The sequence below is a fragment of the Mesorhizobium mediterraneum genome (genome assembly GCF_002284565.1).
GTDB lineage: Bacteria > Pseudomonadota > Alphaproteobacteria > Rhizobiales > Rhizobiaceae > Mesorhizobium > Mesorhizobium mediterraneum.
Genome location: NZ_NPKI01000033.1, coordinates 1 through 17,266 on the forward strand (window position 1 = coordinate 1; position 17,266 = coordinate 17,266).

The 17,266-nt window shown below is 64.6% G+C and carries 16 protein-coding genes; 3 read left to right on the forward strand and 13 right to left on the reverse strand.

The genetic code is table 11. The features are described 5' to 3' along the window. Positions 1–92: 92 nt before the first annotated feature. The 13 genes from CIT25_RS25675 to CIT25_RS25735 all read right to left on the reverse strand — a co-directional run bounded on the left by CIT25_RS25675 (position 93) and on the right by CIT25_RS25735 (position 13,961). Positions 93–488, reverse strand: a complete 396-nt coding sequence (locus CIT25_RS25675; protein WP_095487728.1) for a RidA family protein — start codon at positions 486–488, stop codon at positions 93–95. Positions 489–571: 83 nt separating this feature from the next. Then, entirely contained in the window at positions 572–1,720 is a 1,149-nt protein-coding gene (locus tag CIT25_RS25680) for an acyl-CoA dehydrogenase family protein (protein ID WP_095487730.1), read from the reverse strand. A gap of 237 nt (positions 1,721–1,957) precedes the next feature. Beyond that, on the reverse strand, positions 1,958–2,770 hold the full coding sequence (locus tag CIT25_RS25685) for an enoyl-CoA hydratase family protein (protein WP_095487732.1): 813 nt from the start codon (positions 2,768–2,770) through the stop codon (positions 1,958–1,960). Further along, positions 2,767–3,237 carry a MarR family winged helix-turn-helix transcriptional regulator gene (locus CIT25_RS25690; protein WP_095487734.1) on the reverse strand — a complete coding sequence of 157 codons (471 nt, stop codon included), beginning with the start codon at positions 3,235–3,237 and terminating at the stop codon, positions 2,767–2,769. Before CIT25_RS25690 ends, CIT25_RS25685 begins: the two co-directional genes overlap by 4 nt. Continuing rightward, positions 3,231–4,001, reverse strand: a complete 771-nt coding sequence (locus tag CIT25_RS25695; RefSeq protein WP_095487735.1) for an SDR family NAD(P)-dependent oxidoreductase — start codon at positions 3,999–4,001, stop codon at positions 3,231–3,233. Before CIT25_RS25695 ends, CIT25_RS25690 begins: the two co-directional genes overlap by 7 nt. Continuing rightward, the gene (locus CIT25_RS25700) at positions 3,998–6,292 is read right to left on the reverse strand and encodes a bifunctional salicylyl-CoA 5-hydroxylase/oxidoreductase (protein ID WP_095487736.1); all 2,295 of its coding nucleotides are present in this window, start codon (positions 6,290–6,292) and stop codon (positions 3,998–4,000) included. Before CIT25_RS25700 ends, CIT25_RS25695 begins: the two co-directional genes overlap by 4 nt. Before the next feature lie 145 nt (positions 6,293–6,437). Beyond that, a complete protein-coding gene (locus CIT25_RS25705) occupies positions 6,438–7,037 on the reverse strand; it encodes a VOC family protein (RefSeq protein WP_095487738.1) in 600 nt (199 codons plus the stop codon). 94 nt (positions 7,038–7,131) lie between these two features. Continuing rightward, a complete protein-coding gene (locus tag CIT25_RS25710) occupies positions 7,132–7,962 on the reverse strand; it encodes an ATP-binding cassette domain-containing protein (protein WP_095487740.1) in 831 nt (276 codons plus the stop codon). Continuing rightward, positions 7,955–8,836, reverse strand: coding sequence for an ABC transporter ATP-binding protein (locus CIT25_RS25715; protein WP_095487742.1), 882 nt, complete (start codon positions 8,834–8,836; stop codon positions 7,955–7,957). Before CIT25_RS25715 ends, CIT25_RS25710 begins: the two co-directional genes overlap by 8 nt. Next, entirely contained in the window at positions 8,833–9,681 is an 849-nt protein-coding gene (locus tag CIT25_RS25720; protein ID WP_095487744.1) for an ABC transporter permease, read from the reverse strand. Before CIT25_RS25720 ends, CIT25_RS25715 begins: the two co-directional genes overlap by 4 nt. Continuing rightward, a complete protein-coding gene (locus CIT25_RS25725) occupies positions 9,674–10,681 on the reverse strand; it encodes an ABC transporter permease (protein ID WP_095487746.1) in 1,008 nt (335 codons plus the stop codon). The genes CIT25_RS25720 and CIT25_RS25725 overlap by 8 nt, the downstream gene beginning before the upstream one ends. A 69-nt stretch (positions 10,682–10,750) precedes the next feature. After that, complete coding sequence (locus tag CIT25_RS25730) at positions 10,751–12,277, reverse strand: ABC transporter substrate-binding protein (protein WP_095487748.1); 1,527 nt, start codon at positions 12,275–12,277, stop codon at positions 10,751–10,753. A gap of 109 nt (positions 12,278–12,386) precedes the next feature. Then, positions 12,387–13,961, reverse strand: a complete 1,575-nt coding sequence (locus CIT25_RS25735; RefSeq protein ID WP_095487750.1) for a phytoene desaturase family protein — start codon at positions 13,959–13,961, stop codon at positions 12,387–12,389. A 122-nt stretch (positions 13,962–14,083) separates the two neighbouring features. Between CIT25_RS25735 and CIT25_RS25740 the strand changes: the two genes are divergently transcribed. The 3 genes from CIT25_RS25740 (at position 14,084) to CIT25_RS25755 (ending at position 17,233) form a co-directional block, all read left to right on the forward strand. Beyond that, positions 14,084–14,875 carry a cyclase family protein gene (locus tag CIT25_RS25740; protein WP_095487752.1) on the forward strand — a complete coding sequence of 264 codons (792 nt, stop codon included), beginning with the start codon at positions 14,084–14,086 and terminating at the stop codon, positions 14,873–14,875. 307 nt (positions 14,876–15,182) lie between these two features. Next, positions 15,183–16,754, forward strand: coding sequence for a phytoene desaturase family protein (locus CIT25_RS25750; protein ID WP_095487754.1), 1,572 nt, complete (start codon positions 15,183–15,185; stop codon positions 16,752–16,754). Further along, positions 16,754–17,233 carry a MarR family winged helix-turn-helix transcriptional regulator gene (locus CIT25_RS25755; protein WP_095487756.1) on the forward strand — a complete coding sequence of 160 codons (480 nt, stop codon included), beginning with the start codon at positions 16,754–16,756 and terminating at the stop codon, positions 17,231–17,233. The genes CIT25_RS25750 and CIT25_RS25755 overlap by 1 nt, the downstream gene beginning before the upstream one ends. Positions 17,234–17,266 lie beyond the last annotated feature (33 nt).

The following is a 17,266-nucleotide window of genomic DNA, read 5'->3' on the forward strand; positions in this document are numbered from 1 at the left end:
AACGCCTCATTCCTTCCAACACCCCTCAACCGTCTCGGCGCTGCGCGCCGATCCACCTTCTCCCACAAGGGGAGAAGGGAAGCACGCCGGCGTCAGTCCGGGATCACCGCTGTCGCCTGGATTTCCACCTTGGCGCGATCCTCGACCAGCGCCATGACTTGCATGGCGGCCATGGCCGGAAAATGCCGGCCGATGACCTCGCGATAGGCCTCACCGATCCCTTTGAGGTTGGCCAGATACTCGGCCTTATCGGTAAAGTACCAGGTCATCGAGGTGATATGCTCAGGCATGGCGCCAGCCTCGGCGAGCACGGCGACGATGTTGGCAAGCGTCTGGCGCACCTGGCCGACAAAATCATCGGTTTCGAATTGGCCTTGCCCGGTCCAGCCGACCTGGCCGCCGATGAAGATCATCTGCCCGCGCGCGGCGACGCCATTGGCGTACCCAACAGGTTTCGCCCAGCCTTCCGGCTGCAGGATGGTGTGCATATCAAGCCTCCCGATACTCAAATCCGGTCGCAATGTTCAAAATCGAACCAGTCTAATTCGCAATTATCCGTCCCAGTTCGGCCTCAGGCCGCTCCCATCACTTGCCTGGCTATGACCACCTTCTGCACGTCGGACGCGCCCTCATAGATGCGCAGCGCGCGGATCTCGCGATACAGGCTTTCGATGATGTGGCCCTTGCGGACGCCATCGCCGCCATGCAGCTGCACGGCCTTGTCGATCACCTCTTGCGCCTTGTCGGTGGCGAACAGCTTGGCCATCGCCGCTTCGCGGGTGACACGGGCGGCGCCCATGTCCTTGGTCCAGGCGGCGCGGTAGACCAGCAAGGCGGCGGCATCGACATCCAGCGCCATGTCGGCGATGTGACCCTGCACCATTTGCAGCTCGACCATCGCAGCGCCGAACAGTTTGCGCTCGGCCACTCTTTTGATGCTTTCGTCCAGCGCGCGCCGGGCAAAGCCGAGTGCCGCCGCGCCGACCGTCGAGCGGAACACGTCGAGCACCGACATGGCGATGCGGAAACCGTCGCCTGGCTTGCCGATCAATGCCGAGGCCGGAACGCGGACATTGTCGAAGGACAATCGTGCCAGCGGATGCGGCGCGATCACCTCCAGCCGTTCGGCGATGGTTAGGCCCTTGATGTCTGCAGGCACGATGAACGCCGAAAGGCCCTTGGCGCCGGGCGCCTCGCCGGTGCGGGCAAAAACGACGTAGAGATCGGCAATGCCACCATTGGAGATCCAGGTCTTTTCACCCGACAGCACATAGTCGTCGCCGTCGTGCGTGGCCGTCATCTCCATATTGGCGACATCAGATCCGGAGCGCGGTTCCGATAGCGCAAAGGCGGAAATTGTTTTGCCAGCACGTGTCTTCGCCAGCCAGCGCTGCTGCTCGGGCGTGCCGAACAGGCTGAGCGCGCCGGTGCCGAGCCCTTGCATGGCGAAGGCAAAGTCGGCCAGCCCGTCATGCCGGGCCAGCGTCTCGCGTGTGATGCACAGCGCGCGAACGTCGAGCGGTCCGGGATTGTCCGTGTCGAGCGCCGTCGGCTCCAGCCAGCCGTCGTTGCCGAGCTTCGCCACCAGCTCGCGGCAGGCGGCGTCGACATCGTCATGCGCGACCGGCAGGTTTTTTCCGCACCAGGCATCCAGCCGCTCGGCCAGCTCGCGGTGTCGGTTCTCGAAGAACGGCCAATTGAGGAAGGACCGGTCAGGCATTTCTGCCTCCACTGTGCTTCGGGCCTTGCACTCCACGGCGCCCCCCTCTGTCCTGCCGGACATCTCCCCCACGAGGGGGGAGATTGGACGTCACCACTGCTTTCGCCAATCGCCGGCATTGCAGGAGAAGCGCTGCAGGTGGAGCTGCCAATCTCCCCCCAAGTGGGGGAGATGGCCGGCAGGCCAGAGGGGGGCGCTGTCCCGCCAACGTGTCCATTTTGATTAAAGAAAACATCCTCAATTGCCCTCGAACACCGGCTTCTGCTTGCCAACAAAAGCCTCGTACGCCCGCTTGAAATCGCCGGTCTGCATGCAGATCGCCTGCGCCTGCGCTTCCGTTTCGATCGCCTGGTCGAGACCCATCGACCACTCCTGGTTCAACTGCGTCTTGGTAATGCCGTGGGCGAAGGTCGGGCCGGAGGCGATGCGCGCGGCCATGTCGAGTGCTTCGGCCTCAAGCGCTGCGGCATCGACCAGCCGATTGAAGAAACCCCAGCGCTCGCCTTCCTCAGCACTCATCGTGCGGCCGGTGTAGAGCAGCTCGGCGGCGCGGCCCTGGCCGATGATGCGCGGCAGGATCGCGCAGGCGCCCATGTCGCAGCCGGCAAGACCGACGCGGGTGAACAGGAACGCCGTCTTGGCTTCCGGCGTGGCGATGCGGATATCGGACGCCATGGCGATGATGGCGCCGGCGCCCACCGCCACGCCGTCGACCGCCGCAATGATCGGTTTGCCGCAATTCAGCATCGCCTTGACGAAATCGCCGGTCATTCGGGTGAAGGCGAGCAACTCCTTCATGTCCATCTTGACCAGCGGGCCGATGATGTCGTGAACATCGCCGCCGGAGCAGAAATTGCCGCCATTGGGCAGGAACACCACCGCATCGACATCGTCGGCATAGACGAGGTCGCGAAAGATATCGCGCAGCTCGGCATAGCTTTCGAAGGTCAGCGGGTTCTTGCGCTCCGGCCGGTCGAGCCGGATCTTTGCGATCTTGCCTTCGACCTGCCAGAGGAAATGCTTCGGCTTGCGGCCGGCCATTTTTGTCATTCCCGTCCCTCCCAATTGCTGCGGAAGGAATTCAGCATGCCGGTTAGCCGGCGCGCCTCGTCCTCGCTCACATTGCCCAGCAGCTCGCCGATCCAGCTCTCATGTGCGGCGGCGATCACGGCGAAAGCCTTCGATCCTTCCTCCGTCAGCCGCACCATCGAGGTGCGGCGGTCGCCATTGCGTCGGGCGCGGGCGACCAGCCCTTCCGAAACCAGACGGTCGACGATGCCAGTCACATTGCCGTTGGACACCAGCAGGAAGCGCGACAGGTCGCTCATCAGCATGCCTTCCGGCACGCGGTAGAGTGCGGCCATCACGTCGAAGCGCGGCAGCGTCGTGTTGAACTCCTGCCGCAGGCGCTCGCGCAGCTCGGCCTCGATGCTGCGTGAGGCGCGCAGCAGCCGCACCCACAGGCGCAGGCGGTCCTTGCCGGGTCCGGACGGCGCGGGCAGGGGACCGGCTACCATGTCTCGCCTCCCGAGATCGAGATCGTCTGGCCGGTGATCGATTGGGCCGCATCGCCGCACAGCCACAGCACCGCGGCTGCAACCTCTTCCGGCTGGATGAAGCGGCCTTGCGGGTTTGTCGAGGCAAGGCTCGTCCTTGCTTCTTCGGCCGAGCGGCCGGTCTTTTCGACGATGCGCTGGATGGATTCCTCGAGCATCTCGGTTTCGATGAAGCCCGGGCAGACGGCGTTGACCGTCACGCCGGATTTGACGGTCTCGACCGCCAGCGCCCGCATCAGGCCGACGACACCATGCTTGGCGGCAACGTAAGCGGCGACATACGGATAGCCCTTTAGCCCGGCCGTCGACGCGACGAATATGACACGGCCTGATTTCCGCGCGGCCATGCCGGCCAGCGCCGGTTTCACCGTCAGGAACGCGCCGGTCAGGTTGACATCGAGCGTGCGCTGCCAGTCCGCGAGCGAGGTCCGCTGTGCCGGGGCGCTGCCGGACATGCCGGCATTGGCGACGACGATATCGATCGGCCCGCGCGCCGCCTCGGCCTGACTGTAGAGCGACGCCATTGCCGCCTCATTGGTGACATCGGCAGCGATGCCGAAGATGCGATCGCTTTGCCTGGCGACCTCGGCAAGTGCCGCCTCGCGGCGGCCGCAGATGGTCACGTCGATGCCGGCGCCGGCCAGCGCCAGCGCGATGGCTCGGCCGACGCCGGACCCGCCGCCGGTGACCAGCGCGTGCCGCGTTGTCATCGTCGCGGCGCTCATACTTTCAGCCCCGCGGCCGCGTCGCGTTCGGCCAGCCGGTAGATCTGGTCGCGGCCCGGCAGATAGGGATCCGGCCATTTGACGCCGCGGTCGCCGAGCGTGACGGCCGCATGCAACGTCCAGTAGGGGTCGGCGAGATGCGGCCTTGCCATCGCGACGAGATCGGCGCGGCCGGCCATCAGGATCGAATTGACGTGGTCCGGCTCGTAGATGTTGCCGACCGCCATGGTCGCCATGCCGACCTCATTGCGGATGCGGTCGGAGAACGGCGTCTGGAACATGCGGCCATACACCGGTCTTGCATCGGCCGAGGTCTGGCCGGCCGACACGTCGCAGATGTCGACGCCGGCCTCATGCAGCAGCCGTGCGATCTCGACTGCATCGGCCGGCGTCACGCCTTCGATGCCGACCCAGTCATTGGCCGAGATGCGCATTGAAACAGGTTTTTCGGCGGGCCACGCGGCCCGCACCGCATGGAAGACTTGGAGCGGATAGCGCATGCGGTTTTCGAGCGAGCCGCCATAGGCGTCCGTGCGCCGGTTGGTCAGCGGCGTGATGAAGGAGGACAGGAGATAGCCGTGCGCAGCATGGATTTCGAGCATATCGAAGCCGCAGCGCGCCGCCATTTCTGCCGAGGCGACGAACTGGTCTCGCACCAGATCCATGTCGGCGCGGTCCATCGCTTTCGGCAGCTGATTCTCAGGCGACCACGCCACCGCCGATGCCGCCATCACAGGCCAGTTGCCTGATGTCAGTGGCACGTCGGTTCCTTGCCAGCCGAGCCGGGTCGAGCCCTTGGCGCCGGAATGGCCGATCTGCGCGCAGATTTTGGCCTCGGTCTCGGTATGGACGAAATCGACCAGCCGTTTCCAGGCGACCTCATGATCGGGTGCGTAGAACCCGGGGCAGCCAGGCGTGATGCGGCCTTCCGGGCTGACGCAGGTCATCTCGATATAGACGAGGCCGGCGCCGCCCTTCGCCCGTTCGGCATAATGGGCGAAGTGCCAGTCGGTCGGGCAGCCGTCGACGGCCTTGTACTGCGCCATCGGCGAGACGACGATGCGGTTGTGCAGCGTCATGTCGCGCAGCCGGAACGGCGCGAACATCGGCGCGCGACGAAGACTGTTGCCGCCGGCGCCCGCCTGGCGCTGGAACCATTCCTCGGCGCCGGCCAGCCATTCGGCATCGCGCAGCCGCAAATTCTCGTGGCTGATGCGCTGCGAGCGGGTCAGCAGCGAATAGTTGAACTGGACCGGGTCGAGGCCGAGATAGCGCTCGACCTCCTCGAACCATTCGAGCGAATTGCGTGCCGCCGACTGCAGCTTCAGCACTTCGGTGCGGCGGGCATCTTCATATTTGCGGAACGCCGCTTCGAGGTCGGGCTCGGAATCGACGTAGTCGGCCAGCGCCGCAGCACTTTCCAGCGCCAGCTTGGTGCCGGAGCCGATCGAGAAATGCGCTGATGCCGCCGCGTCGCCCATCAGCGCCAGATTCTTGTAGGACCAGCGTTCGCACAGCACGCGCGGGAAATTGATCCAGGCCGAACCTCTGATGTGGTTGGCATTGGTCATCAGCGCGTGGCCGCCGAGATGCCTGGCGAATATCCGTTCGCAGACGGCGATCGATTCTTGCTGTGACATCGCGCCAAAGCCGAAGCGCTCCCAGGTCTGCTCGTTGCATTCGACGATGAAGGTCGCGGTTTCACTGTCGAACTGGTAGGCATGCGCCCATACCCAGCCATGCTCCGTCTTCTCGAAGACGAAGGTGAAGGCGTCGTCGAACTTCTGCTGCGTGCCGAGCCAGACGAACTTGCATTTGCGGGTGTCGATATCTGGCTTGAACACGTCGACGAAAGCGCCCCGTGCCTTCGAATTCAGGCCGTCGGCGGCGACAACCAGATCGTGGCTCTCCATATACGGCTTAGGGTCGGCGATATCGGTCTCGAAGACCAGCTTCACGCCGAGCTCGCGCGCTCGCCGCTGCAGCAGGGTAAGCAGCCGCTTGCGGCCGATGCCGCAGAAGCCGTGGCCGGTTGAGACCGTGCGCACGCCGTCATGGATGACGGCAATGTCGTCCCAATAGGCGAAATGTTTTTTGATCCAGACGGCGCTGACCGGATCGTTCCTGGTCAGATTGTCGAGCGTTTCGGCCGACAGCACGACGCCCCAGCCGAATGTGTCGTCGGCGCGGTTGCGCTCGAATACCGTCACCTCGTGCGCGGCGTCCCTGAGCTTCATCGAAATGGCAAAGTAGAGGCCGGCTGGTCCGCCGCCGAGAACCGCAACCTTCATGTGTGCGATCTCCTCTTCGCTTTTCTGCGCCTAGTATCGCGCTTGAGGCAAATTATTTCAAGCTTGAAGTTTCATAATTGAAACGACTCGCCTCGGATGCCTATGGCGTGCCTGCGGGCAGACCCGCGAGCACGCGCTCGCCGGGTCATTTTTCCGGCGTCTTCGGGCTCCACAGCACCGTCTCCGCGTCCTTTTCATAGGCCATGCCGTTGGGATAGCTGATCGCTTCCAGCTGCAGGCCCCAGGGCGCCTGGAAATAGAGGATACTCTGGCCGGCAGCCGGACCTTCGGTAACCGGCAGCGGGCCCATCCGCGTCTTGACGCCCTTTTCATCGAGATAGGCTTTTGCGGCGGCGATGTCGTCGACGTAGAAGGCGATATGAAAGCCGCCAATGTCGCTGTTGCGGGCCTGCAGGTCTCTCTGATCCGGCGCGGTGTATTTGAACAGCTCGATATTCGATCCGTAGCCGCAACGGACCAGAGTGATCTCCTCGATCACCGCCTTGGGATCGACGCCCAGCAGATCCTGCATGAACGTGCCTTTGTCGTCGGCGAACGGGCCGAAGGACATCGCCTTCTTGCAGCCGACGATCTCGGTGAAGAAGTCGACGGCCTGCTTCATGTCGGGCACCGTAACCCCGGTGTGATCGTGCCCCCGCATGCCGGGAATGGAGCCGGCGGAAGCGGTGCCGATGCTGGCCAGGACGGCGGTGGCAAGCGTAGCGTTTCGGATTGCATTCCTCATGTCAGTCATCCTTCTCGCGGGACGTGGGTGACTTGCCGGGCGCACGCCCGAGGCCCGCTCTTCGGCGTGCGAATGATTTGCTGCGAATGATGCTTCATGCCGGCACCTTAGCGGCGGGCAGCAGCCAGCCTTCATCGATCTCGGGCAGTGGGATGGCTGATATCAGGTCGCGTGTGTAGGCCTGCTGCGGCTTCTCGAACAAAGCGTCCGTCGCGCTGGCTTCGACGATCGCGCCTTCGCGCATGACGATCACTTGCCGGCACAGCCGCCGGATCACCGACAGATCGTGGCTGATGAAGGCGACCGTCAGGCCCATTTCGGCGGCCAGCTTTTCCAGCAACGTCAGGATCTGTGCCTGGGTCGACACGTCGAGGCCGGAGACGATCTCGTCGGCCAGCACGAATTTCGGCGACAGCGCGAGCGCCCGGGCAATGCCGACGCGCTGGCGCTGGCCGCCCGACAGTTCGTGACGGTAGCGGCTGGCGAAGCTTTGCGGCAGGCCGACGCGCTGCAATGCCTCCGCGACACGCCCCTTGAGATTGTCGCCAAACCCGTTTTGCCTGAGGGGGGCGGCGATGATGCTGGCAATGGTGCGGCGCGGGTTGAGCGACGACATCGGATCCTGGAAGATCATCTGCAGATTGCGGCGCAGCGGCCTGAGCTCGGCCTCCGGCAGATGCGTGATGTCGCGGCCGTCGAAGGTGATGCTGCCGGCGCTCGGCTCCAGCAGGCGCACCAAGGCGCGGCCGAGCGTCGATTTGCCCGATCCGGATTCGCCGACGATGCCGGTCACCGATCCTCTGGGCAGGTCGAAATCCAGGCCTTTCAGGATCTCCACCATCGGCGCCCGGCCGATCAGCGGCTTACGGGTCATATCAGGCAGCGCGACCTTCAGGCCGCGGACGGAAAACAGCGGCTCAGCCATGCGGGCGCCTCCAGGCCTGGTCGGCAGCGGCGATCTCCGCGGCCAGCCCGGCCAATACCGCGTCGTCCACCGGTTTCAGCGAGGCGAACGGGTCGGTGTAGCGCGGTGTCGCCGCCATCAGCGCTCGCGTGTAGGGGTGCTGCGGAGCCGCGAACAGCGCCGCCGTCTCGGCCTCCTCCACGACCTTGCCGGCATAGAGCACCGAGACTTTCTGGCTGATCTTGGCGACGACGCCGAGATCATGGGTGACGAACAGGATCGCCGTGCCGTGCTCGCGCTGCAATTGCGCGATCAGGCGCAGGATCTGTTTCTGCACGGTCACGTCGAGCGCCGTGGTCGGCTCGTCGGCGACGATCAGCCGGGGCTCGGCGGCGAAGGCGGCGGCAATCAGCACGCGCTGGCGCATGCCGCCGGAAAGCTCGTGCGGATAGCATTTGAGGACACGGTCCGGGTCGCGGATCTGCACCTCGTCGAGCAATTGGCGGATGCGGGCGTCGGCTCCCTGCCCGCTCCAGCCGAGGATGCGCACCAGCCGGTCGGTCATCTGCGGACCGATGCGGCGCGACGGGTTTAGCGCGGTCAGCGGATCCTGCGGGATCAGCGCGGTGCGGGCACCGATCAATGTGCGCCTTGCCTTCGGCTGAAGCCGGCCGAGGTCCTCGCCCTCGAGCAGCATATCGCCTTCGACGATGCGCACGCTGGGCGGCAGCACGCCGAGCACCGCCTTGCCGATCATCGTCTTGCCGGCGCCGCTCTCGCCGACCAGCGCGCGAACCTCGCCGGGTTGGACCGAGAGCGAGACCGAGCGCAGCACGCGGGCGCCATTCGGCAGCACGGCGCTGAGATTGGCGATGTTGAGGCAGCTCGCGTTCATCGCAGCACCGGATCGAAGCGTGCCTTCAGGCCTTCGCCGAACTGGCTGAACGACAGCACCGTCAGGATCAGCGTGACCAGCGGGAACACCAGCACCCACCACGCCTGATGGATCGACAGGCGGCCCTCGGCGATGATGCCGCCCCAGGTCGGGTCGTCGGTCGAGATCGACAGATTGACGAAGGACAGGATCGCCTCGACGATGACGGCGATGCCCATTTCCAGTGACAGGAGCGCGACGATCGACGGCACCACATTGGGCAGCACTTCGCGCAGCATGATGCCGATGCGGCCGTAGCCGGCGATGCGGGCGTTCTCGACATAATCCATGCGCGCCTGGCCCATGGTCTCGGCGCGGATCACCCGGCAGAAGCGCGTCCAGTCGATGACCGCGATGGCGATGATGACCGAGCTCAGGCCGGTGCCGAGCACGGCGACCAGCAGGATGGCGAACAGCACCGGCGGAAACGCCATCCAGACGTCGACGATGCGCGAGATGATGCGGTCGGCCCAGCCGCCGAAATAGCCGGCGACAAGCCCGAGCGTCGAGCCGACCAGACAGGCGGCCAAGGCTGCCGCGAAGGCGACGATGAAGGCGATGCGGGCGCCGAAGATCAGCCGCGACAGGAGATCGCGGCCGAGGCTGTCGGTGCCGAGCCAGAAGCCGGGCTCCGCGCCGCTCATCCAGAACGGCGGCAGGCGCTCGAACATCAGGTCCTGCGCCAGCGGGTCCTGCGGCGCGACCAGCGGCGCGAAGATCGCCGCCAGCAGCGCGAGCAGCAGCCAGCCGCCGGCCAGCCACAGCCTTGCGCCCGAGCCATGTCTGGAGATGCGGCCGTCATCCATGGCGCAGCCTCGGATTGAGCAGTGCGTACATCATGTCGACAGTGAGGTTGATCAGCACGAACAGCAGGGCGAAGACCAGCACGATGCCTTGGATCAGTGGCAGGTCGCGGTTGATTACGGCGTCGATCGCCATATTACCGAGACCCTCATAGGAAAACAGCCGTTCGACGATGACCGTGCCGCCGATCAGAAAAGTGAACTGCACGCCGACCAGGGTGAGCGTCGGCAGCGCGGCGTTCTTCAGCGCCTCGCGCAGGATGACCTGCGTTTCGGAAAAACCCTTGACGCGCGCCAGCACGACGTAGTCGAGATCGAGCACTTCCTTCAGCGACTGTTTCAATAGCTGCGAGATGATCGCGGCCAGCGGCAACGCCAGGGCCACGGCCGGCATCAGCATGTGCCCGAGCAGGTCCTTGGTCAGGTCGAAGCGCAGCCGCGCAATGCTTTCGAACAGATAGAACTGGGTGACGAAGGGAAGGTCGAGCTGCGGCGAAACCCGGCCGGAAATGTCGAAGATAGGCACCAGCACCCCGAACAAAAGGATCAGCACCAGGCCCCACAAAAAATCGGGAATGGAAAGGGCTGCACCGCTGGCGATGTCGATGCCGGCCTCGACTGCGGTGCCGCGTTCCCGCGCGCCAAGGATCGCCGTCGTGCCGCCGATCGCCAGCGCCATCAAAAGAGCGACGATAGCGAGCTCCAGTGTCGCCGGCAGCCGGTTGAAGACCAGCCCCAGCACGTCTTGCCTAAGCGAGATCGAGGTGCCGAAATCGCCTCTGACAACGCCGGACAGCCAGATGAAGAACTGCTCGACGATGGTCTTGTCGAGCCCATAGAGCGCACGCAACCGGGCGATGTCGGTATCGGTGGCGCCGGGCGGCAGCATCATCGCGATCGGGTCGCCGGGCGCGACGCGAATGACGACGAAAACCACGACGGCGACGCCGAACAGCGTGATCGCCATCGTCAGAAGACGGATCAGGAATCTTTGCAGCAGCATGGTCGCCCGTATGCCTGCGGAAAGGGCGCGCCATCGACGGCGATGGCGCGCTTGGACGCTATGCCGATCTCACGCCGGGGTCATCAGCGCCGGCAGCAGCGCGCCGGATATATGCTGCACGACATTGACGCCCTTGGCATGCACGATCGGCTGCGCATACTGGATCAGCGGCAGCACATAGGCCTGCTCGGCGATGTACTTGTCGACAGCCTTCCAGCCGCCGATGCGCTTGGCCTCGTCTTTCTCTCCCCATAGCGGGTTGATCATGTCGATCAGATCCTGGCTGTCCCACACCGAATGCGGGCTCGGGCCATAGGTGGCAAAGCCGGTCGACGTCGTCGGATCGCCGATCGCGTTGCCCCAATTGTAGAAGGCCGCCGGCGTCAGCTTGTCGGCGGCGCGCAGCTCGTAGTGCTTGGCGATCTCGTAGACCTCGATCGTCGCCTCGATGCCGACCTTGCGCCACATGCCGACGATCGCCTGGATCATCTCGTAGTCCTTGGGCTTGAAGCCCTTGGTCGTCTGTATCGTGAACTTGACCGGCTTTTCCGGCGAATAGCCGGAGGCGGCCAGCAATTCCTTGGCTTTTTCCGGATTGTGCTCGACCTTGATCGACGCATCGTAGGCGGCGTATTCCGGTGTTTCCAGCGTGTCGATCGGCTGGCCGTAGCCGCGCAGCAGGCGGTCAACCAGCAGCTTCTTGTCGACCGCCATGACGGCGGCCTGGCGGACGTTCTTGTCCAGCATCACGTCGATGTCGTTGAAGAAGATCATGCCGATGTCGGAAACATTCTTGCACGAGCCGGCAAGCCCGTCCTTGGCGATCAGGCGGTCATATTCCTCATAGGGGATTTCGAGCGTCACCTGCGAGGAACCGGACTCGATTTCGGCAACGCGGCTCGCCGCATCGGTGACGAACTTGATCGTCACATTCTCAAAGGCCGGCTTGCCGCCCCAATAGTTCGGATTGGCCTTCAGCCGCAGGAAGGCGTTGCGCTCGAATTTGTCGACCATGTACGGGCCGGTGCCGATCGGAGCCTTCTCGAAGCCTTCGGCGCCGACCTTCTCGTAATAGGCCTTCGGCATGATGTAGCCGGTCAGGAACGACATCCATTTGAAATACACCGGGTCGAACTGCACGACGTCTCCGGTGATCTTGTTGCCGTCGATCTTGAAGTTGTTGACGTTCTTCCAGACGAATTGGATCGGGTTGCCGGTCTTCTCGTTGCCCGCCCGTTGCAGCGACCAGACCACGTCCTCGGCCGTGAACGGCGAGCCGTCATGCCAGGTGACGCCGTCGCGCACCGTCATCATGATCTTGGTGCGGTCGTCGTTCCAGCCCCATTCGGTAAGCAGGCCCGGCGCGAAGGACAGGTCCGGCTTCTGCGGAATGAACTGGTCGAACACCGACTGGTAGAGGCCCTGGATCGTCGGGTTGACCGCCGAAGGCCCGGTGGTCGGGTCCCAGGACGGCAGGTTGACATTGTAGGCGATGGTCAGTTCACCGGCTGCGTTTGCTATCTGCGGCAGGCCGATGACGGTGGCGCCAAGTGCTGCTGCGCCATATCCGAGCAATTCTCGTCTGTTGATTGTCATGGTCGTTCCCCTGTTGGTTTTCTGTGCGCGTCGTCGTTGTCGTTCAGTGGGTTCAGGCTCCTTGGGCAACCGCGCATTGCCTCTCCTTCACCCGCAAGTGTTTTGGATTCTACCTCCCGCCAAGCTGTTGAGCGAGCATATAGCCCGAGGCTGCACCGGTGCCGGCCCCCGGCCATGTCGCAGCCCCTGTGAGATGCAAATTCCCGACCGGCGTGTTCCACCCGGCATAACCGCGCGCCGGGCGAAACAGGAAATTCTGCGCCAGATGGTGGCTGCCGCAGATCTGGTCGCCGCCGACGAGGTTGGGGTTCTCGCGTTCGAGGTCGAGCGGCGAGAAAACGGCGCGGCCGCGGATCTTCCGGCGAAGGCCGGGCGCATAGATCTCGATGATGTCGAGAACGCGCTCGGCATAGCGCTCCTTGACGTTGTCCCAGTGGGCCGGCGCGATTTTGCCCGCCGCATCGCCTGACATTTCGGCGGGCAGCATGCGCACCTGCACCCACAGCACATGCTTGCCTTCCGGCGCCCGCGACGGATCGACCGCAGTCGGCTGGCCGACGACCAGAACCGGCTCGTCCGGCAGCATGCCGGACATTGCCTGCTGATAGGTGCGCGACATGGCGTCGAGCGAGGGCGACAGATGCACATACGCGAACTGCCGAAGCTCGGCGCCGGCGCGCCAGTCCGGCAGATCGTCTAGCGCCAGATGGATCATCATCGTGCCCGGCGCATGACGGAATTTTTTCATCGCCGCGTCGAAACTGGCGTCGCCGGAACCATCAGGCAGCAGTCTGCCGGGCAACGCCCCTGGTGCAACCCCGGCGACGACCGCCTTGGTGGCAGTGTGGGTCTCGCCGGAGGCAAGCCGCACGCCGGTCGCCTTGCCGGCGGAAACCGTGATTTCGGCCACCTCAGCCCCGGTGACAATCTGGCCGCCGGCAGCGGTGACCATGCCCGACAGGGCGCGGATGATGGTGTCGGCGCCGCCCTTGCCGAGCACCATGCCGAAGCACTGGCTGGCCATCGATTCCAGATATGGGAACACCGCGCCGCCGGCGATGTCGGGGGCGAAGTCGAGATGCATGCCCCAGGCGGCGAGCGTCGCTCTGACATGCGGGGTCTCGAAATTCTCCTCGAGCCACGCGCGCGGCGACGACAGCAGCAGGCGACCGGTGTCGAGCGTGCCGGCAAAGCCCTTCCTGCGCCACAGGTTCCATGCAGTGCCGGCCAGCGCCCGCCCGCTCATCGGCGCTCCTAGCAGCCGGAACAGATGCTCGGCCTCCGCCGGGAAGGCGTCAACCAGCCGGCGCCAGGTGGCGGCGTCGGCTTGCGAAAATCCGGCGAGGCGCGACGCGGTCTTCTCCAGGTCGTGGCTGACACCGAACCAGCGTCCGTCGGGAAAGGCGCTGGCAAAGCAGTCGGCGACCGGCGCAAATTCCAGCCCGTGTTTTTTCAATTCATTTGCATATTTCTTGTGAAAGGCCGAGCCGGCGAACAGGCTCAGATTCATCGCGCCGAAATCGTGCCGGAAGCCGGGAAGCGTGAATTCGCGGGTCTGGACGGCGCCGCCGATTGTTGCGCTGCGCTCGAAAATCGCGGTTTTCCAACCTTTCAACGCCAGATGCGCGGCGCATGCCAGACTGTTGTGGCCCGCCCCGACGAAAATGGCGTCAAACTCGCTCACACCCCACCCAACCCATTTCCTTTATGCTTAAAGATAATTGCAGATGCATATGTTTTCGTCTAGTAGGATATTAAGGGCCGCAACGAGCCTTCAGAGCCATCCAAGAAGAGGGAACAGAGACCATGGACACGCAAAAACTCCTCGGCGAGGTCGCCGGCCAGCTTCTTTCAGGCGCCATCCAGGTGGTCGACTTGACGGCCCCGCTTGGGCCGAACACGCCGCTGATCAAGCTGCCGCCGGAACTCGCCGTCGATACGCCGAAGGTCGAGATCCACGCCATCTCCGCCTATGACAAGAACGGACCATGGTGGGCGTGGAACTGGCTCAAGCTCGGCGAACATTCGGGCACGCATTTCGACGCGCCGCAGCACTGGATCACCGGCAAGGATTATCCGGACGGCGCCACCGACACCATTCCGGCGCAGAACTTCGTCGGGCCGGTCAATGTCATAGACTGCTCGAAGCAAGCCGCTGCCGATCACGATTTCCTGCTCACCGTCGACCACATCAAGGCCTGGGAAGCCGAGCACGGCACGATCAATGCCGGCGAATGGGTGGTGATGCGCACCGACTGGTACAAGCGCAACGGCTCGGAAGCCGAATTCCTCAACGCCGACGAGACCGGACCGCACACGCCCGGACCGACGGCCGAGGCCATCCAGTTTCTGATCAGCAAGGACATCAAGGGCTGGGGCAGCGAGACGATCGGCACGGATGCTGGCAAAGCAGGGGGAATGGAGCCGCCATTCCCGGCGCACAGCCTGATGCACAAGGCCAACCGCTACGGCCTCGCCAGCCTCTGCAACCTCGACCGGCTGCCGCCGAAAGGCGCGATCCTGATCGCGGCACCGCTCAAGATCGAGCACGGCACCGGCAGCCCGATCCGCGCGCTGGCGCTGGTGCCAAGGCATTAGGACGAGGTGGCGGTCTTCGGGAGAAGATCATGGTCGCAGGTAACGCTGTAGTGACGATTTGGGAGCGGCAGCCTTGTAACGCTGCGGCTCTACGGCGCCCCCCTCTGTCCTGCCGGACATCTCCCCCTCCAGGGGGGAGATCGGCAGTTCCGACGCCCAGCTCATTCCTACAGCCTTGGAGATTTTCGAAGGCCGCAGTGACGGCCGATCTCCCCCCAAGAGGGGGAGATGTCCGGCAGGACAGAGGGGGGCGCCGTAGAGCGCCAATCTCCCCAATTGAACTCCTGCCGGCGGGGAGCAATCGTCGATGAACGCGCCCGATCACATCATCGTCGGCAGCGGCATCAACGCGCTGGTCTGCGCGGCGATGCTTGGCGGCAAGGGGGCGAAAGTGCTGGTGCTCGAGCGCAACGACCGCATCGGCGGTTGCATGCGCACCGAGGAGATCACCGCGCCTGGTTTCATCCATGACGTGATGGCGACGACCTTCGTCCTGTTCATCACCTCGCCGGCCTATGCGGCGCTGGGCAAGGATCTGGCGCGGCACGGCCTGGAATTCTGCAACACCGGCACGCCGACCGGCGTGCTGCGCCCGGACGGCAGCCATGCCATCCTGCGCACCGACCGCCCCGCCAATGTCGCGGGGATGAATACGATGACGGCAGGTGACGGCGACCGGCACGGCAGCGATGTCGGTGAGATCGAGCGCAATGCCGGCCTGCTGTTCGGCCTGCTTGGCGGCAGCCTGTGGTCGTACCCCACGGCAAAGCTGCTGGCGGGCGAAGCCTGGCGCCGCGGCCCGCGTGAGCTTGCCGCCTTTCTTGGCGCAGCGCTGGTGCCGGCGCGCGGCTGGCTGGAGAGCACCTACCAATCCGAAACCACCCGCGCGCTGTGGGCGCCCTGGGTGCTGCATGCCGGTCTCGGGCCAGAAGACGCGTTTTCCGGCCAGATCGCCAGGGTAATCGCCTTCGCGCTCGAAGCGGCCGGGGCGCCGATCGTCAAGGGCGGCGCGAAGAACCTGCTGTCCGCGTTCGAAGCGCTGATCAAGGAGCGCGGCGGCGTGATCCGGACTGAAGGGGACGTCGCCTCGATCGTCCAGAGCGGAGGCCGAGCCACCGGCGTGCGGCTGGCTTCGGGCGAAACGGTCACCGCGAAGAAGAGCGTCATCTGTTCGGTCACGCCGACCCAGCTCTACGAGCGGCTGCTCGGCGACGCAGCGCCGAAAGCCGACGTCGAAGCGACGCAAAAATACCGCTACGGCAAGGGCAATTTCCAGATCCACTATGCCTTGGACAAACCACCCGCATGGCGCGGCGACGGCTTGGACAAGGTCGCGCTGCTGCATCTGACCCCCGGGCTCGACGGTGTATCGAAAGCCTGCAACGAGGCCACGCGCGGCATGCTGCCGGAGGTTCCGACCATCTGCGTCGGCCAACCGCATGCGCTCGATCCTTCGCGCTGTCCGGACGGAAAGGCGATCCTGTGGCTGCAACTGCCCGAGGCCCCACGCCATATCAAGGGCGATGCCGCCGGCAAGCTGCCGACGCCGGCCGACGGCCGCTGGACCGAGGCATTGCGCGAAGCCTACGCGGACCGTGCCGAAGCGATCCTCGCCAGCCATATCGCCGGGCTCAAGGACAGCGTCATTGCACGCCGCGCCTATTCGCCGGCCGATCTGGAAGCGATGAACATCAATCTGGTCGGCGGCGATCCCTATGGTGGCTCCTCGACCATCGACCAGTCGTTCCTGTGGCGGCCGTTCAAGACGAGCCGTAATCACGCCACCGGGATCAAGGGCCTCTACCATATCGGCGCCTCCACCCATCCCGGCGCCGGGCTTGGCGGCGGCTCCGGCTTCCTGCTGGCGGGGAGGCTGTGATGGAACAGAAGGTTGAAAAGCGCCAGCGCATCTCGACTTTGGGCCAGATCGGCCTGCAGCAATTCGCGCCCTATCTGATGAACCGCATCATGGGTCGCTACAACGCCACCTTGCGCGACGATTTCCGCAAGCAGGGCCTGACCATTCCGCAGGTCCGGACGCTGGCCGTGCTGTCGGTCGCCGACGGCGTCACCGTCAACGATCTCTCGGTCTATACGGTCATCGAGCAGTCGACGTTGAGCCGGACACTCGACACGCTGGAAGGACAAGGGTTTGTGCGGCGGGAGCAGGGGGTAACCGACAGCCGCATCCGCCATGTGTTCCTGACCGACGAGGGTCGCGCCGAGTTCACCCGCGCCTGGCCGGCCATGCATGACGCGTTCGAGGCGATGTTCGACGACGTCGACGATGCCGAATATTCGGCGCTGATCGCGACGCTGCAGAAGATGCTGAAGAACATTCGCAAGCACGACATTTGATCTTACGCGCTGCCGGATGCCGGCGGTAACGGA

Bases quoted from the DNA above. Each gene is read 5' to 3' on its own strand.
- CIT25_RS25755 (WP_095487756.1), top strand. From the start codon at position 16,754: ATGGAACAGAAGGTTGAAAAGCGCCAGCGCATCTCGACTTTGGGCCAG.
- CIT25_RS25740 (WP_095487752.1), top strand. From the start codon at position 14,084: ATGGACACGCAAAAACTCCTCGGCGAGGTCGCCGGCCAGCTTCTTTCA.
- CIT25_RS25750 (WP_095487754.1), top strand. From the start codon at position 15,183: ATGAACGCGCCCGATCACATCATCGTCGGCAGCGGCATCAACGCGCTG.
- CIT25_RS25685 (WP_095487732.1), bottom strand. From the start codon at position 2,770: ATGACAAAAATGGCCGGCCGCAAGCCGAAGCATTTCCTCTGGCAGGTC.
- CIT25_RS25690 (WP_095487734.1), bottom strand. From the start codon at position 3,237: ATGGTAGCCGGTCCCCTGCCCGCGCCGTCCGGACCCGGCAAGGACCGC.
- CIT25_RS25730 (WP_095487748.1), bottom strand. From the start codon at position 12,277: ATGACAATCAACAGACGAGAATTGCTCGGATATGGCGCAGCAGCACTT.
- CIT25_RS25705 (WP_095487738.1), bottom strand. From the start codon at position 7,037: ATGAGGAATGCAATCCGAAACGCTACGCTTGCCACCGCCGTCCTGGCC.
- CIT25_RS25710 (WP_095487740.1), bottom strand. From the start codon at position 7,962: ATGGCTGAGCCGCTGTTTTCCGTCCGCGGCCTGAAGGTCGCGCTGCCT.
- CIT25_RS25715 (WP_095487742.1), bottom strand. From the start codon at position 8,836: ATGAACGCGAGCTGCCTCAACATCGCCAATCTCAGCGCCGTGCTGCCG.
- CIT25_RS25695 (WP_095487735.1), bottom strand. From the start codon at position 4,001: ATGAGCGCCGCGACGATGACAACGCGGCACGCGCTGGTCACCGGCGGC.
- CIT25_RS25675 (WP_095487728.1), bottom strand. From the start codon at position 488: ATGCACACCATCCTGCAGCCGGAAGGCTGGGCGAAACCTGTTGGGTAC.
- CIT25_RS25720 (WP_095487744.1), bottom strand. From the start codon at position 9,681: ATGGATGACGGCCGCATCTCCAGACATGGCTCGGGCGCAAGGCTGTGG.
- CIT25_RS25680 (WP_095487730.1), bottom strand. From the start codon at position 1,720: ATGCCTGACCGGTCCTTCCTCAATTGGCCGTTCTTCGAGAACCGACAC.
- CIT25_RS25700 (WP_095487736.1), bottom strand. From the start codon at position 6,292: ATGAAGGTTGCGGTTCTCGGCGGCGGACCAGCCGGCCTCTACTTTGCC.
- CIT25_RS25725 (WP_095487746.1), bottom strand. From the start codon at position 10,681: ATGCTGCTGCAAAGATTCCTGATCCGTCTTCTGACGATGGCGATCACG.